The 15,283-nt window shown below is 75.3% G+C and carries 16 protein-coding genes; 9 read left to right on the top strand and 7 right to left on the bottom strand.

The features are described from left to right. Positions 1 to 114 precede the first annotated feature (114 nt). From pelF to G7Z13_RS09170, 4 genes are read left to right on the top strand one after another with little or no spacing between them, the layout of a single operon-like run. Positions 115 to 1,635: a GT4 family glycosyltransferase PelF gene (gene pelF / locus G7Z13_RS09185; protein WP_165997681.1), complete on the top strand. Its 1,521-nt coding sequence runs from the start codon at positions 115 to 117 to the stop codon at positions 1,633 to 1,635. Further along, on the top strand, positions 1,632 to 3,164 hold the full coding sequence (locus G7Z13_RS09180; protein WP_165997679.1) for a hypothetical protein: 1,533 nt from the start codon (positions 1,632 to 1,634) through the stop codon (positions 3,162 to 3,164). Before pelF ends, G7Z13_RS09180 begins: the two co-directional genes overlap by 4 nt. Continuing rightward, positions 3,161 to 3,808 (top strand): spherulation-specific family 4 protein, encoded by a 648-nt coding sequence (locus tag G7Z13_RS09175; protein ID WP_165997677.1) that lies wholly within the window; start codon positions 3,161 to 3,163, stop codon positions 3,806 to 3,808. The genes G7Z13_RS09180 and G7Z13_RS09175 overlap by 4 nt, the downstream gene beginning before the upstream one ends. Beyond that, positions 3,805 to 4,593 carry an endo alpha-1,4 polygalactosaminidase gene (locus tag G7Z13_RS09170; protein WP_165997675.1) on the top strand — a complete coding sequence of 263 codons (789 nt, stop codon included), beginning with the start codon at positions 3,805 to 3,807 and terminating at the stop codon, positions 4,591 to 4,593. Before G7Z13_RS09175 ends, G7Z13_RS09170 begins: the two co-directional genes overlap by 4 nt. A gap of 9 nt (positions 4,594 to 4,602) precedes the next feature. Here the strand turns inward: G7Z13_RS09170 and G7Z13_RS09165 are convergent, their stop codons facing one another. After that, positions 4,603 to 5,385: an adenosylcobinamide-GDP ribazoletransferase gene (locus tag G7Z13_RS09165; protein WP_166004793.1), complete on the bottom strand. Its 783-nt coding sequence runs from the start codon at positions 5,383 to 5,385 to the stop codon at positions 4,603 to 4,605. A 100-nt stretch (positions 5,386 to 5,485) separates the two neighbouring features. Between G7Z13_RS09165 and G7Z13_RS09160 the strand changes: the two genes are divergently transcribed. Beyond that, positions 5,486 to 6,250 carry a hypothetical protein gene (locus tag G7Z13_RS09160; protein ID WP_165997673.1) on the top strand — a complete coding sequence of 255 codons (765 nt, stop codon included), beginning with the start codon at positions 5,486 to 5,488 and terminating at the stop codon, positions 6,248 to 6,250. On the opposite strand, the gene G7Z13_RS33320 is transcribed toward G7Z13_RS09160, so the two are convergent. Together G7Z13_RS33320 and cobT are read right to left on the bottom strand one after the other, a co-directional pair. Further along, the gene (locus tag G7Z13_RS33320) at positions 6,157 to 6,888 is read right to left on the bottom strand and encodes a hypothetical protein (RefSeq protein ID WP_206313036.1); all 732 of its coding nucleotides are present in this window, start codon (positions 6,886 to 6,888) and stop codon (positions 6,157 to 6,159) included. The genes G7Z13_RS09160 and G7Z13_RS33320 overlap by 94 nt on opposite strands. Before the next feature lie 184 nt (positions 6,889 to 7,072). Beyond that, positions 7,073 to 8,230: a nicotinate-nucleotide--dimethylbenzimidazole phosphoribosyltransferase gene (gene cobT / locus G7Z13_RS09150; protein ID WP_165997671.1), complete on the bottom strand. Its 1,158-nt coding sequence runs from the start codon at positions 8,228 to 8,230 to the stop codon at positions 7,073 to 7,075. A gap of 210 nt (positions 8,231 to 8,440) precedes the next feature. Between cobT and G7Z13_RS09145 the strand changes: the two genes are divergently transcribed. Beyond that, positions 8,441 to 9,499: a class I SAM-dependent methyltransferase gene (locus G7Z13_RS09145; protein WP_165997669.1), complete on the top strand. Its 1,059-nt coding sequence runs from the start codon at positions 8,441 to 8,443 to the stop codon at positions 9,497 to 9,499. A 15-nt stretch (positions 9,500 to 9,514) separates the two neighbouring features. On the opposite strand, the gene G7Z13_RS09140 is transcribed toward G7Z13_RS09145, so the two are convergent. Next, the gene (locus G7Z13_RS09140) at positions 9,515 to 10,723 is read right to left on the bottom strand and encodes a bifunctional adenosylcobinamide kinase/adenosylcobinamide-phosphate guanylyltransferase (protein ID WP_165997668.1); all 1,209 of its coding nucleotides are present in this window, start codon (positions 10,721 to 10,723) and stop codon (positions 9,515 to 9,517) included. A gap of 115 nt (positions 10,724 to 10,838) precedes the next feature. On the opposite strand from G7Z13_RS09140, the gene G7Z13_RS09135 reads away from it, so the two are divergent. Beyond that, the gene (locus G7Z13_RS09135) at positions 10,839 to 11,063 is read left to right on the top strand and encodes a hypothetical protein (RefSeq protein WP_165997666.1); all 225 of its coding nucleotides are present in this window, start codon (positions 10,839 to 10,841) and stop codon (positions 11,061 to 11,063) included. A 54-nt stretch (positions 11,064 to 11,117) separates the two neighbouring features. On the opposite strand, the gene G7Z13_RS09130 is transcribed toward G7Z13_RS09135, so the two are convergent. The 3 genes from G7Z13_RS09130 to G7Z13_RS09120 form a co-directional block, all read right to left on the bottom strand. After that, a complete protein-coding gene (locus G7Z13_RS09130; protein WP_240926149.1) occupies positions 11,118 to 12,347 on the bottom strand; it encodes a trypsin-like peptidase domain-containing protein in 1,230 nt (409 codons plus the stop codon). A 66-nt stretch (positions 12,348 to 12,413) separates the two neighbouring features. Further along, positions 12,414 to 13,118, bottom strand: coding sequence for a methyltransferase domain-containing protein (locus G7Z13_RS09125; RefSeq protein ID WP_166004789.1), 705 nt, complete (start codon positions 13,116 to 13,118; stop codon positions 12,414 to 12,416). A gap of 80 nt (positions 13,119 to 13,198) precedes the next feature. Beyond that, complete coding sequence (locus G7Z13_RS09120) at positions 13,199 to 13,843, bottom strand: DUF3043 domain-containing protein (protein WP_165997664.1); 645 nt, start codon at positions 13,841 to 13,843, stop codon at positions 13,199 to 13,201. Between the two features lie 286 nt (positions 13,844 to 14,129). Here G7Z13_RS09120 and G7Z13_RS09115 point away from each other — a divergent pair, with 286 nt between their 5' ends. Then, positions 14,130 to 14,906 (top strand): PspA/IM30 family protein, encoded by a 777-nt coding sequence (locus G7Z13_RS09115; RefSeq protein ID WP_166004787.1) that lies wholly within the window; start codon positions 14,130 to 14,132, stop codon positions 14,904 to 14,906. Positions 14,907 to 14,929: 23 nt separating this feature from the next. Beyond that, positions 14,930 to 15,211 (top strand): hypothetical protein, encoded by a 282-nt coding sequence (locus G7Z13_RS09110; protein ID WP_165997663.1) that lies wholly within the window; start codon positions 14,930 to 14,932, stop codon positions 15,209 to 15,211. The last annotated feature ends 72 nt before the right edge of the window (positions 15,212 to 15,283 follow it).

Genomic DNA, 15,283 nt, shown 5'->3' with positions numbered 1-15,283 from the left:
CTCCGAAGGGGCGCGGGGAACTGCACGACCGGCGCGACGGCCCGCGGCCGGACGACGAGCAGCAGTTCCCCGCACGGAATTCCGCACGCACAACAGGGGGGAAGCCGCGCAGCGATGCGTACCGGACGTCACGTCACCATGCTCACCGAAGGCACCTACCCGCATGTCCACGGCGGCGTCAGCACCTGGTGCGACCAGCTCGTCAAGGGCATGCCCGAGGTCGACTTCCACATCGTCTCGCTCACCGGCAGCGGCCGGGAGCCCGTGACGTGGGAACTGCCGCCCAACGTCCGCCGGCACACCACCGTGCCCACCTGGGGCCCGCGCCCCGGCAGCCGCCGCCCGCCGCACGGCAGGGCCCGCCGCCGCTTCGTCGACGCCTACGAACAGTTCCTGCTGTCCTTCCTCGACCCGGAGTCGCCCTGCGACTTCGGCGAGGCCCTCACCGAGCTGGCCCGCCTCGCCCGCGCCGGCCGCCTGTCCGCCGCGCTGCGCACCGAGACCGCGCTGCGCTCGCTGATGTGGATATGGACGATGCCGCACCTGCCGACCGCGGCCGCCCGCCCCACCGTGCACGACGCGCTCACCGCCACCGACCTGCTGGAACACGCGCTGCGCCCGCTGGGGACGCGGATCCAGGAGAACTCGGTGGCGCACGCCGTGAGCAGTGGCCTCGCCACCCTCCCCGCGCTCGCCGCCCGCCACCTCGACGGTGTGCCGTTCCTCCTCACCGAGCACGGCATCTACCTGCGCGAGCGCTATCTCGGCTACCGCCAGGAGCCCCAGCGCTGGCCCGTGAAGGCCTTCATGCTCGGCTTCTGGCGCGCGCTCACCTCGCACGGCTACCGCTCCGCCGACCTGATCACCCCGTGCAACCGGTACAACCGCCGCTGGGAGGAGCGCGGCGGCGCCGACGCCGGCAAGATCCGCACCGTCTACAACGGCGTCGACCCGGCCGCCTTCCCGCACGCCGGACCCGAACCCGGCGTCCCCACCCTCACCTGGTGCGGCCGCGTCGACCCGATCAAGGACCTGGAGACCCTGATCCGCGCCTACGCCCTGGTCCGCGCCGAGATCCCGCGGACCAGGCTGCGCCTGTTCGGCCCGGTCCCGCCCGGCTGCGAGGACTACCGGACCGGGCTGGAGAAGCTCGCCGCCGAACTCGGCGTCAGCGACGGCCTCACCTTCGAAGGCCGCGTCAGCGAGGTCTGGCGCGCCTACGCCGCCGGCCACGTCGTCATGCTGTCCTCCATCTCGGAGGGCTTCCCGTTCTCCCTCATCGAGGCCATGTCCTGCGGCCGCACCACCGTCTCCACGGACGTCGGCGGCGTCCGCGAGGCGGTCGGCGACACCGGTCTGGTGGTGCCGCCGCGCGAACCGGAGAAGATGGCCGCCGCCGCGCTCACCCTGCTCCACGACCACGAACGCCGCCGCCGCCTCGGCGAACTGGGCCGCCAGCGGGTCATCGACCGCTTCACCCTGCGCCGCTCCGTGGACAACTTCCGCACCGTCTACCGGGAACTGGCGGGCGTCCCCGAGGTGTACGAGCCGACGGTCGAGACGGTCGCCGACTGGACCCTGGAGCTGCGCGACCCCTGGTACGCCACCGTCGCGACGGACGGGACCGGCTGGTGAGCGGCAGCGTCTGGCTGCCCCCGGGCGCCCGCCCCGACAGCCTGCCCGCGATCCCCCGGCAGCGCGCCACCCCCAGCTGGGCGGAGCCCGACCCGCTCGACGAACTCGCCGGCCGCCTGGAGGACTTCATAGCGGCGGCCGTCCACCCCGACGAGATCGCCGCGCTGCTGGAGTCCGACGGCCTGTCCGACGACCGGATACGCGAGCGGTACGGCGTGAAGGACTCCTTCGCGCTCGCCGAGGAGCTGTACGCGCGCGTGGAGCGCCGCCACCCCGAACCCGACGGCCCCGCCCACGACCCCTGGCGGGCCGGTCTGGCGGGCTGCCTGCTGCGCGGCGTGGTCTTCGCCCTGCCCGGCCTCGCCTACGTCCTCGGCGGGCCCTTCCTCGCCGGGCCGGACGGCGACCTCGGGCTCCCGGCCGGCACGGTGCCGCTGCTCGCGGGCGCCCTCACCGGCTGGACGTGGAACCAGGGCCTCGCCCACCGCGCCTACTCCTGGCTCGGCCTCGGCGACCGCTCGGCCGCCCGCCGCTGCCTCCTGGTGGGCGCCCTCCTCGGCGCGCTGCTCGGCGCGCTGACCGCGCTCGCCGTCGCGGGCACCGCGCACCCGGCCGCCGTCGCGTTCGCCGCGGGCCAGTCCTGCTACCTGGGCGCGGCCACCGCCCTGCTGGTCATGGGCCGCGAACGGGCGCTGCTCCTCGCGCTGCTGCCGATGGCGGCCGGAGCGGTGGCTGCCCTGGTCACCGAGGTCCCCGAGCCCGCCCGGATCACCCTGCTCCTCGGCTCGCTCGGCGTGGTCGCGGCGCTCGCCCTGCTGGAGGTGGCGCCCGCGCTGCGCGACCTCGGCGAGGGCAGCTGGACGGCCGGCCTGACGGCGCTGCTGCCCTTCGGGCCGCCGGGCCCGCTCGAACACCGCGCCGGCGGCCCCCGATTCACCGCGTCGCTGCCGTACGCCCTGTTCGGCCTCGGCAGCGGGGCCCTCGTGCTGTACGCGGCGCTCGGCGACGTACTGGCCGGCGAGGAGCCCAGCGCGGTCGCCGCGCCCGCCGCGGTGGCGCTCACCCTCAGCATGGGCCCCGCCGAGTGGCTGCTGTACCGCTTCCGCAGCGGCAGCCTCGCCGGACTGCGCTCCACCGGCACCCCGCGTGCCTTCCGGCGGGCGACCGCGCTGGTCGTCGCCCGCTGCCTGGCCGGCTATCTCGCCGCCCTGTCCGCCCTGGCCCTCACCGCCGCGGCCCTGTGGCCGCACCCTGCGGGCTCGCCCGGGTCCGCGGCCTTCCTCGGCGTCCGTCTGGCCGGGCTCCTGCTGCTCGGGGTGGTGCTGTGGACCGGGCTGCTGCTCCAGTCGTTCGGCGCGATCCACGGCGCGGCGGCGGTGTGCTGCGCGGCCGCCCTCGCCCAGACCCTCGCGCTGGTCACCCACACCGGCGCGCCGCACTGGGTCGCCGTGACCGTCCACGGCGTGGCCGCCGCCGTCCAGGCGGCGCTGGTCTGCGCCCTGCTGGGGAGGGCGACCGCGCACCGATGAGCACCCTGCTGGTCCCGTACTACGAGCATCCCTCCGTCCGGCCCGCCGAGTGGGACGCGATCGTCGCCGCCGCGCCCCGCCTGTACGGCGTGGTCCTCAACCCGGCCAGCGGCCCCGGCGAGGCGCCCGACCCGGCGTTCGCCGAGGTCGCCGCCCGGCTGCGGGCGGCCGGCACCCGGGTGCTCGGCTACGCCGACACCGACTACGGGCGCCGACCGCACGCCGACGTGGCCCGCGACCTCGGCCGCCACCGCGCCTGGTACGGCACGGACGGCGCCTTCCTCGACCAAGTGGCCGCAGGAGTTGAGGAGTTCCCCCACTACCGCCGCCTGGCGAGCGCCGCCTGGGCGGCCGGGTACACCACGATCACCCTCAACCACGGCACCGAACCCCACCCCTGCTACGCCCACGTCGCCGACCTCCTCGTCACCTTCGAGGGCGACTGGGCGGCGTACCGCGCGGGGCCCCGGCGGCCCTGGCCCGGCACCGGCGCCCGCGTCTGCCACCTCGTCCACGGCGTCCCGGCGGGCGTCGACCTGGCCGCGAGGGCCCGCGAGCGGGGCGCGAGCGTGCACTGCGCGGTGCCCGGCGCGGGGGATCATCTCTGGGGAACACTGCCGCACACCCTGGAGCCCCACCGGTGAGACGACCCATCCTGCTGCTCGCCCTGCTGCTGCTCGTCACGGGGTGCGTCTCCGTGCCCGACGACAAACCGGCCCGGCCGTCCGGGGAGCGCTGGCAGCCGCGCCCCGGCACCCCCTGGCAGTGGCAGCTCAGCGGCCGCCTCGACCCGACGGTCGACGTGCCGGTGTACGACATCGACGGCTTCGACCACGACGCGGACGCCGTCGAGGACCTGCACCGCCGGGGCCGCAAGGTGATCTGCTACCTGTCCACCGGCGCCTGGGAGGAGTTCCGCCCGGACGCCGACAAGTTCCCGAAGGCGGTGCTCGGCAAGGGCAACGGCTGGCCGGGCGAGCGCTGGCTCGACATCCGCCGCACCGACGTCCTGGAGCCGCTGATGGCGGCCCGGCTCGACATGTGCCGCGACAAGGGCTTCGACGCGGTCGAGCCGGACAACATGGACGGCTACCGCAACCGCACCGGCTTCCCGCTCACCGCCGCCGACCAGCTGCGCTACAACCGGCTCGTCGCCCGCCTCGCCCACGAGCGGGGCCTCGCGGTCGGCCTGAAGAACGACCTCGACCAGATCCCGGAGCTGGTCGGCGACTTCGACTTCGCGGTGAACGAGCAGTGCGCCCAGTACCGCGAGTGCGACGCCCTCACCCCGTTCATCGAGGCCGACAAGGCCGTCTTCCACGTGGAGTACGAGGTGTCCACGCGCAGCTTCTGCCCCGAGGCGCGGCGGCTGCGGCTCAGCTCCATGCTGAAGCGGTACGAGCTGGGGGTGTGGCGCCGGGCCTGCTGACCCCCGGGGTCAGCCGAGGGCGAGGACGACCAGCGCCGTCGTCGCCGCCGTCTCGGCGAGCCCGCCGAACACATCGCCGGTCACCCCGCCGAACCGGCGCGTGCAGTGCCGCAGCAGCAGCTCCGCCGCGGCGACGGCCAGCGCCACCGCCAGCACCGCGCGGCCGGCGTCGTACGCCCCGAGCAGCGCGCCGCCGCCCGCCGCCGCCCCGAGCACCAGCAGCGCGACGAGCGCGGCCCCCGCCCGCGGCACAACCCCGGCGACCGCCGCGCCCAGCCCTTCCGGGCGCGCGGCCGGCACCCCGGTGCGGGCGGCCAGGGTCAGCGCGAGCCGGGCGGCGGCCGCCGACACGACCGCGGCGAGCGCGCCGCGCGCCCACGAGCCGCCGTAGGCCTCGGCGAGCGCGGCCACCTGGGCGAGCAGCACGAAGAGGAGGGTGATCACGCCGAACGGCCCGATGTCCGACTGCTTCATGATCCGCAGCGCGTCCTCGGCGGGCTTGCCGCTGCCCAGCCCGTCCGCGGTGTCGGCCAGCCCGTCCAGGTGCAGCCCCCGGGTGAGCACGGCCGGTACGGCGGCGGAGGCCACGGCGGCGAGCAGGGGACCGGCGCCCAGCAGCGCGAGCGCCACCCCGGCCGCCGCGGCGAGGGCGCCGACGGCCAGCCCGGCGACCGGCGCGCACAGCATCCCGCCCCGGGCGGCCGCCCGGTCCCAGCGGGTCACCCGCACCGGCAGGACGGTGAGCGTGCCGAAGGCGAAACGAAGGCCGTGCAGGGACGGAACCGGCGAGATCGAGGACACGCCGGAAGGCTACGCGACGGCCCGCACGGCCTTCCGGTGCCGGGGCGTCCCCGGACGGCGCCCGAGGGCGAACCGGGCCAGACTGGGACGCATGGGGCAGTGGCTGCAACGGAACATCATCGAGCCCGGCAAGCTCCCCCTCCTGCTCGCCCTCGCCGCGTTCGTGCTGACCTTCCTGATCACCCGGCTGATCACCCGCCTGATCCGGGCGGGCAAGGGGCCCTTCGGCAACGTCCAGGGGGCGGGCGGCCTGCACATCCACCATGTCGTCCCCGGCGTCGTGCTCACGGTCGTCGGCGGCTTCGGCGCGGTGGCCAGCGGACGGGAGGGGCTCGGGCCGGCCCTGTGGGCGGTGATCTTCGGGATCGGCGCGGGGCTCGTCCTCGACGAGTTCGCGCTGATCCTCCACCTCGACGACGTGTACTGGAGCGAGGCGGGCCGCAAGAGCGTCGAGGTCGTGGTGGTGACCGTGGCCCTCGTCGGCCTGGTCCTGTCCGGCTTCTCCCCGTTCGGGGTCGACGGCGTCGACGAGGAGGAACGCCAGGGCCGCGGCACCGTCATCTCCACCGTCGCCGGGAACTTCGTCTTCGCCCTGATCGCCCTCTACAAGGGCAAGCTGCGCATGGCGCTGTTCGGCACGATCGTGCCGCTGCTCGCCCTGATCGGCGCGGTCCGCCTGGCGCGCCCCGGCTCCCCGTGGGCCCGCCGCTTCTACGCCCGCCGCCCGCGCGCCCGCGCCCGCTCCGCGCTGCGCGCCTACCGTCACGACCGCCGCTGGACGGGCCCCGCCCGCAAGGTGCAGGACTGGATCGGCGGCGCCCCCGACGAGCCCGTCCGCGCCCTCGACCACCGCTGACGCCCCGTCTCCAGCGCGCACAGCGCCGACACCGCCGCGATCGCCGCCAGATGCTCCTTGCCGGCCAGGTTCTCCTTCACGATCACCTCCGCCACCATCGCCGCGGTCACCGCGCCCGCCGTCGCGTACGCGCGGTACCGGCAGCCCACGTACACCGCGAGCCCCACCACCGCCGCCGACGGCCCGGTGTCCACGACCCACGCGTCCGACGGGGGCAGCCCCACCGGGGTGCGCGGGCCGAGCGCGATGCCGAGCCGGGCGTACAGCGTGCCGGCGAGCGTCGCGGCGTAGGCCAGCGCGAGCGTGCGGCGGCGGCCGAGACAGACCTCCGCGACACCGAAGACGACCAGGATCTGCGCCAGCGCGCCCCACACCGGCAGGTCGAGGGCCGGGACGAAGAGGGACAGGGGCGTGCGCAGCAGCGCGAGCCACAGCGGATCCGCGGCGCGCACGGTGCCGGTGGCCTGCACGAAGCCGTAGCCCCACGAGGTGCCGTGCACGGCGTGCAGGACGGCGGTCAGGCAGACCGCACCGGCGGTCAGCGGGACGGCCGCGAACCGTCGCCGCGGCAGCGGTTCGCGCAGGGCCGCGCAGAGCGGTCCCCATTCGGCGCGGGCGAGGCGGACGAGCGTGTTCATCGCCCGGGAAGACCGCGCCGCCGGGGGAGACGTTGCGCGAAACCGACGTGACCCGGCTCGCTCACACCGCGACGGCCCGGCGTGCTGCCTCGCGGCGGCCTCGGCCTCCTGCTGTCCGGCCTTCACTCCGCGGCGGACTCGGCGTTCTGCCTGGCGGCGGCCCTGGCCGCCGGCTGCCCGGCCTTCACTCCGCGATGGCCTCGGTGTCCTCCTTCGCGGCGGCCTCGGCCGCCGGCTGCCCGGTCTTCTCCGGGCCCGTCTCGGCGGCCCCGGCCTCCTGCTGACCGGCTTTCTCGGCGGGCTTCTCGGGCAGCTCGGCCGCCAGTGCCGCCGCGGCCTGCACCAGCGGCAGTGCGAGCACACCGCCCGCGCCCTCGCCGACCGTCACCCCGTGGCTCAGCAGCGGCTCCAGCGCCATCCGGTCCAGCGCCTTCGCCTGCCCCGGCTCCCCGCTGTCGTGCGCGGCCAGCCACCAGTCCGGCGCCCGGAACGCGACCCGCTGACCCACCAGGGCACACGCGGCGGCCACCACGCCGTCCAGGATCACCGGCATCTTCCGTACGGCGCTCTGCAGCAGGAACCCGGTCATCGCGGCCAGATCCGCGCCGCCGACCGTCGCCAGCAGCTCGAGCTGGTCCCCGAGCACCGGCCGGGCCCGGCGCAGCGCGTCCCGGATCGCGGCGCACTTGCGCATCCACGCCAGGTCGTCGATGGCGAGGCCGCCGCGCCCGGTGACCACCGAGGCGTCGGTGCCGCACAGCGCGGCCACGAGCACCGCCGCGGCCGTGGTGCCGCCGACGCTGACGTCGCCGAGGACCACCAGGTCCGTCCCCGAGTCGGCCTCCTCGTCGGCCACCGCCACCCCGGCGCGGAACGAGGCCTCCGCCTCCTCGGCGGTGAGCGCGTCCTCGATGTCGATCCGCCCGCTGCCGCGCCGCACCCGGTGCCGCACCACGTCCTCGGGGAACAGCCCCGGGTCGCAGTCCAGCGCCATGTCCACCACCCGCACCGGCACTCCGAGCCGCCGGGCCAGTACCGCCACCGGGCGGGCGCCCTCCAGCACCTCGCGGACCAGCTCGTGCGCGCTGCCCGCGGGCCGCGCCGAGACGCCCAGCGCGGCGACCCCGTGGTCACCGGCGAACAGCACCACCCGCGGCCGTTCCACCGGCCGTACCACCGCGGTTCCCTGCGCCGCGGCCAGCCACTCACCCAGGTCGTCGAGGCGGCCCAACGATCCGGGCGGCACGATCCGGCGCTCCCGGCGCGCCTCGGCGTCCCGGCGCAGCCCACCGTCGGGGCGCTCGATCAGATCGGTGAAGTCGTCGAGATTCAGCGAGCTCATTCGCCGAACAGTACCGGCACCGGCCGAACGGGGCGGGGCCGCCGGGGCACCACGCGGTCACCACGTCGTTGCGCCCAAGATCGCCATCCCATACGTTCCCTTTGCCTGTGTACGCGCATGTATCCGGGTATGCATGCGTGCGTACGTGTATGTACCTGTGATGCTCGCGTCCATGTACCTGGATGCCCGCGTCCGTTCCGGGAGCCGCCGATGCCGTCCACGCCCTCCGCCCCGCACGTGGGCGCCCGCCGCCGGGCCGCCTGCCTCGCCGAACTCGCCCATGGCACCGAACGCTTCCACGGACCGCGCCGCGAGGACTGCCCCTGGTGCGGCTCCCGTGACCTGCGGACCCGGTTCACCGCCTCCGACCCCCTCCAGGGCAGACCCGGCACCTTCACCGTCGACCGGTGCGAGACGTGCGCGCACGTCTTCCAGAACCCCCGCCTCACCCCTGAGGGCATGGCGTTCCACTTCCGCTACGCGCAGCCCGGCCCCGCCCGCGTCCGCCGCACCCGGCGCCGGCTGCGGGCCACCGCCCGCGTGATGCTGCCGTACGGCGAACCGGAGGGCTGGCTCGACGTCGGCACCGGCAACGCCGACTTCCCGGCGGCGGCCCGCGCGTTCTTCCCGTACACGGCGTTCGACGGGCTCGACCCCAGCCCGCGCGTCCTGAAGGCCGCCGAGGCGGAACGCCTGGACGAGGCCTACGTCGGCCGGCTGACCACCCCTGCCGTGACCGGCCGGCTGCGCGCCCGCTACGACGTCGTCAGCCTCCTGCACCAGCTGCACCGCAGCCCCGACCCGCGCGCCGACCTGCACGCGGCCCTCGGGCTGCTGCGCCCCGGCGGCCGGATCCTGATCGAGCTGCCCGACCCGACCAGCCTCTTCGCCCCCTTCCTCGGGCGCTGGTGGCTGCCCCACACCCAGCCCCGCCACCTGCACCTCATCCCCCCGGCCAACCTCCGCGCCGAACTGGAGCGGCACGGCTGCCGGATCCTGCGCACCGACCGCCTGCACGCCCCCTACGACCTGTCCGTGGCGACGACCCTGCTCCTCGCCCATCTGCTGCCGTGCCCCGACGCCCCGTGGCGCCCCCTCCCGCCGACCGAGGCCCAGCGCGCGCTGCGCGCCGCCCTGTCCGCGGCGACGGCCCCGCTGACCGTGGCGGCCGCCGCGGCGGACCACGCGCTGGCCCCGCTGCTCCGCCACACGGGTTTCTCCAACACCTACCGGGTGATCGCCCAGGCCCCGTACCGGCCACGGACCTGAGCCGCGCGCGGCGTCTCAGCCGCGCAGCACCAGGGCCTGACCCGCCACCACCAGCAGCACCTGCTCGCACTCGGCGGCCACCGCCGCGTTCAGCCGCCCCAGCTCGTCCCGGTACCGCCGCCCCGACGCGGTCGCCGGCACGATCCCCGAGCCCACCTCGTTCGACACCGCGACCACCACCCGCCGTGCCTCCCGCACCGCCCCGGCCAGCTCCCGCACCCGCTCCCGCAGCGCCCGCTCGCCCCCGCCGGCCCACTCCGCGTCGTCCCACGCCCCGACCGCGTCCATCGCGTCGGTCAGCCACAGCGACAGACAGTCGACCAGCAGCGGCGGCCCGTCGTCCTTCAGCAGCGGCACCAGGTCGCACGTCTCCACCGTCCGCCACGACCCCGGCCGCCGCTCCCGGTGCGCCGCCACCCGCGCCGCCCACTCACCGTCCCCGCCGCGCGTCCCGCCCGTGGCGACGTACACGACGTCCGGGAACGCCTCCAGCCGCCGCTCCGCCTCCACCGACTTCCCCGACCGCGCCCCGCCCAGCACCAGGGTCCGCCGCGGCAGATCGGGCACGTCCTCGTACGCCCCCACGATCAGCGTCGTCCCGTCCGGCACCGCCCGCGCCCCCGCCGCCGCCAGCCGGCGCGCCAGCTCGGCCCCCGGCGGCACGTCGTGATCGAGGTGGACGGCGACCACGTCCGTCGTCGGCCCCACCGCCCCGACCGCCCGCAGCCGCGCCAGCGCGTCCGGCCGCCCCACCACGTCCGCCAGCACCATGTCGTACGGCTCCGTGTGCGCGCCGCCCTCCTCCAGCCCGGCCGGCGCGCCCCCGGGCGGCAGATACAGCAGCCGCTGCCCGTCCGGCCCGGTCACCGCGTAGCCGGTGCCCGGCGCGTCCAGCGCCACCGCCCGCACCCGATGCCCCGTCAGCAGCGCCAACTCCCGCCCGTCGGGCACCCGGCCGGGCTGCGGCAGCCCGGCCGGCACTTCCACGGCGGGCCCGTCGTGCGGATGGGAGAGCAGCACCTGCCGCACCCCGCCCAGCGACCGGCCCGCCCGCGCCGCCGCGAACGCCGCCCCCGGCGTCAGGTCCAGCAGCAGCGCCCCGTCCAGGAGCAGCGCGGTCGCCGCCCTTGCGTCGGGCCCCAGCGCGGTCGCGCAGACCGCGCAGGGACAGTCGGGGCGGGGCAGTCCCGCGGGGGCACCGGTGCCGAGCAGAGTGAGTTCCACGGACCCGATTTTCCCGGCTCCCCGCAGGTCTTGCGCGTCCGGCTAGGCTCAGGGCAGGAGCCGGACCAAGATCCGGGCCCACTGCTCAGCTGGTGCCGACACCTGGGAGGCGTACATGGCGGCATGGACGTGGCGGTTCGAGAAGGCCGACGGGACGGAGGTCCAGCCCGCGGTGCAGCCCGAGGAGTTCACCACGCAGGGCGACGCCGAGTCGTGGATCGGGGAGCACTGGAAGGACCTGCTCGACGGGGGAGCGGACCAGGTACGGCTGTTCGAGGACGGCACGGAGATCTACGGCCCGATGAGCCTGCACGCCGAAGAGGCCGCGCAGGAGTCGTAGCCGCGGGCCCTCGCGCCAGAGGCGGGCGGGGCGGTCCGCGCCGGGCCGCCCGTCTCACTGCTCGCCCAGCGTCACGTCCACCGTCTTCTCGGCCCCGTCGCGGCTGTACGTCACGGTGGTCCGCTCGCCCGGCCGCAGCTCGGCCAGGGCCTCCTGCAGCGAGGTGATGGTGGTGATGTCCGCGTCGCCCAGCCGCACGATGACGTCCGAGGGCCGCAGGCCCGCCCGGTCGGCCGCCCCGCCGTCGCGCACCTCCACGATGGCCACCCCGACCGGCCGATAGGCGCGGTTGACGACGGTGCGCCCGGTGATGCCGAGCGCCGCCCGCCCCGAGTCGGTGACCCGGCCCTCCCGGACGATCTGGTCGGCGACCGTGCGCACCATCGACGACGGGATCGCGAACCCGATGCCGGGCGCCGCGCCCTCGCCGAGGCCGGGATCGGTCGCGGCGAGCGTCGGGATGCCGATGACCTGCCCGTCGAGGTCGACCAGCGCGCCGCCGCTGTTGCCCGGGTTGATCGCCGCCGACGTCTGCACCATGTTCGCGAGGGTCGCGCCCGTGCCGCCCCCGTCGCCGGGCTCGGTGACGGTCCGTCCGGTCGCCGACACGATGCCCTGCGTCACGCTCGACGACAGCCCGAGCGGCGACCCCATCGCCAGCACGATCTGCCCCACCTCCACCTTGGCGGAGTCCCCGAAGACCGCCGGGCGCAGCCCCTGCGGGGGCCGGTCCAGCTTCACCACGGCCAGGTCCTGCTCGGGATAGGAGAAGACCAGCCGGGCGGCGAGCCGCTCCTCGCTGTTGGCGGTGGTCACCTGGAAGTCGCGCTGCTCACCGACGACATGCGCGTTGGTGACGATGTGGCCCTCGTCGTCGTAGACCACCCCGGAGCCCAGGTCCTCGCGGCCCTGGATCTGCACGACCGACGGCAGGACGTCGCGGATCACCCGCTGGTAGTCGTTCTGCAGATCGCCCGCGGCGGCCGGCGCCGCGGCCCGCGCGGTCGTCCGCCCGGCCGTTTCGCCGGCCCGGACGGCCGCCCCGCCGTCACCGGTGCATCCGGCGAGCAGGACCCCGACCACGCCGACGGCACCGACGGCCCGGGCGAAATCTGCGATCCGGGCGAGGCCGACGACCCGGGCGGGACCGACGACCCGGCCAACGCCGATGACTCGGGCGAGACCGACGACCCGGTCACCGCCGAGACCGCCGGGCACACAGAGTGGTCCGCGCGGCGGGCCCGCGGCCGCTCGGCGCGGCGCCCGCAGAGGATCAGCTTCCATGCCCCGAGTCTGGCGCCGGGGCCGGGGCACCGGCCCGCGCTGTACGCCCGAACGGGCTCAGCCGGCTCAGCCGCGCACCCCGCACAGATGCAGCAGCGCCGCGACCCCCCGGTACGGGTCCGTCCGGCCCGCGCGTTCCTCCACCGCCAGGAGTGTCTCCAGGTCGGCCGGTGCCTGCGCGCCGTCGGCCGCCGTGTCCGTGAACACCCGCACCCCGTACCAGGTGTGCAGCGGCGCCCCGATCCCGGCGAGCGTGTCGGTCAGCGTGCTCAGCCGGTCGGCCCGCACGTCGAGCCCCAGCCGGTTGCGGTAGGCGGTGGTGTCGAAGGCGGCCAGCGCCCCCGCCCAGTCCCCGGACAGCCCCGGCCGCATCGCCAGCGCGTCCCCGTTGCGCACCAGCAGCGACAGCAGCCCGCCCGGCGCCAGCACCCGGGCCAGCCCCGCCAGCAGCGGATCCGGCTCCTCGACGTACATCAGCACCCCGTGGCAGAGCACCACGTCGAAGCTGCCCGGCACGAAGTGGACGCCCGTGTCCCGGCCGTCGCCCTGGATGATCCGCATCCGCTCGCGGATGCCCTCGGGCTCACCGGCCAGCGCCTCACGCGCCGCGGCGATCATCGTCGGGTCCTGCTCCAGGCCGGTGATCTGGTGCCCGGCGCGGGCCAGCCGCAGCGCCTGGGTGCCCTGGCCCATCCCCACGTCCAGCACCCGCAGCCGCTGCCCGACCGGGAACCGCCCGGCTATCTGCTCCTCGAGCTGCCGGGCGACCAGCTCCTGTCGTACGACATCACGCAGGCCGCCCACCTTGCTGAGCCAGGCGTCGGCCGCACCCCCGGTGAACGGCGCAGCGCTCAGGGTCGCTCCCCGCGCTTGACCTGCGGCTTCGGCAGCCGAAGCCGGCGCATCTGCAGGGAGCGCATCAGCGCGTAGGCGACGGCGCCGCGCTTGTTGTCGTCCGGGAAGCGCTCGGCGAGCCGCTTCTTCAGGCGGAAGCCGGTGACGAACGAGTCCAGCACGATCAGCACGATCACCACGAGCCACAGCAGCAGCGCGATGTTCTGGAGCGCCGCCACCCGCACCATGCTCAGCACCAGGATGACCACGGCCATCGGCAGGAAGAACTCCGCGATGTTGAACCGCGCGTCGACGAAGTCGCGGGCGAAGCGGCGGACCGGGCCCTTGTCCCGGGCCGGCAGATACCGCTCGTCACCGCCGGCCAGCGCCTGGCGCTGCCGCTCCAGCGCGGCACGGCGCTCCTCGCGGGCCCGCTTGGCGGCCTCCTTGCGCGTCATCGACGTGTTGGCCACGCTGCGGCGCTGCGACTGGGCCTCGCTGCGCTTGGGCGTGGGGCGGCCCTTGGGGGCCTGCGGGTCACGGGGCTGCTTGGAGACGGTCACCTGCGCCTTGTCGGCGACGGTGGCCTTCTCTTCCTTGGCACGGCTACGGAACACAAAAGCCAAGGGTACGGGGTGCCCGGGGTTGGACCCCAGCCCCACGGGGAACGATCCGGCAACACCGGACGTCTGTAAGGGGACAGAGGGGACGATGCGTACGCCTCGGAACCCTGAGGGACCCTGAGGGACCCCTGGGGCGCATCCGGGGGATCACCTCCTCCCTACGCCGGAGCGGGTGGCTCCTCAGTCGTCCTCGGGGATGAGCGCATCCGCGCCCGAACAGTGCGGTAATGGAAGCAGGGCCCGTACTGTGGGTTCTGTCGCAGAGCTGGAGCCGGAGTCGGTCAGAAGGGGGCGCGCGAAGCCCATGAGCGGTGTCATGAAGCGTATGGGGATGATCTTCCGCGCGAAGGCGAACAAGGCCCTGGACCGGGCCGAGGACCCGCGCGAAACCCTCGATTACTCGTACCAGAAGCAGCTGGAGCTGCTGCAGAAGGTCCGCCGCGGCGTCGCGGACGTGGCCACCTCCCGCAAGCGCCTGGAACTCCAGCTGAACCAGCTGCAGCAGCAGTCCGCCAAGCTGGAGGACCAGGGCCGCAAGGCGCTCGCGCTGGGCCGCGAGGACCTGGCCCGTGAGGCGCTCTCCCGCCGCGCCGCGCTCCAGCAGCAGGTCACCGACCTGGAGACGCAGCACGCCACCCTCCAGGGCGAGGAGGAGAAACTCACCCTGGCGGCCCAGCGGCTCCAGGCCAAGGTCGACGCCTTCCGCACCAAGAAGGAGACGATCAAGGCGACGTACACCGCGGCCCAGGCGCAGACCCGGATCGGCGAGGCGTTCACCGGCATCTCCGAGGAGATGGGCGACGTCGGCCTGGCCATCCAGCGCGCCGAGGACAAGACCGCCCAGCTCCAGGCCCGCGCCGGCGCCATCGACGAACTGCTCGCCTCCGGCGCCCTCGACGACCCCACCGGCATGGCCAAGGACGACATCCAGGCCGAGCTGGACCGGCTCTCCGGTGGTACGGATGTAGAGCTGGAGCTGCAGCGCATGAAGGCCGAGCTGGCCGGAGGCACGTCGGGTGACCGGCAGGCCATCGAGGGCGGCGACGCCCAGCAGCAGCCCCGGCAGCAGCCGCAGGACACCCCGCGGTTCGACAAGCAATAGGGGCCCACGCCGAGGAGGGCGTCATGATCGTACGGATCATGGGGGAGGGGCAGGTGGAGCTGGCCGACAGCCACCTCGCCGAGCTGAACGGGCTGGACGAGGAGCTGCTGGCCGAGATGCAGCAGGGCGACGGCCCCGGCTTCCGCCGCACTCTGCACGCCCTCCTGGACCGGGTCCGGGAACTGGGGACGCCCCTGCCCGACGACTCCCTCGAACCGTCCCAGCTGATCCTGCCGTCCCCCGACGCGACCCTGGACGACGTCCGCGAACTCCTCTCCGAGGACGGACTCATCCCCTGGGCCTAGGTCCTGTCTGATAATTGATCTTGTGGTGGGTCGGGGTGAGTTGACGGATGCGGCGTGGGAGCGGATAGCGCC

The organism is Streptomyces sp. JB150 (assembly GCF_011193355.1).
Classification (GTDB): domain Bacteria; phylum Actinomycetota; class Actinomycetes; order Streptomycetales; family Streptomycetaceae; genus Streptomyces.
Note: the sequence above shows the minus strand (reverse complement) of the source record. Positions and strands in the feature narration are given on the sequence as shown.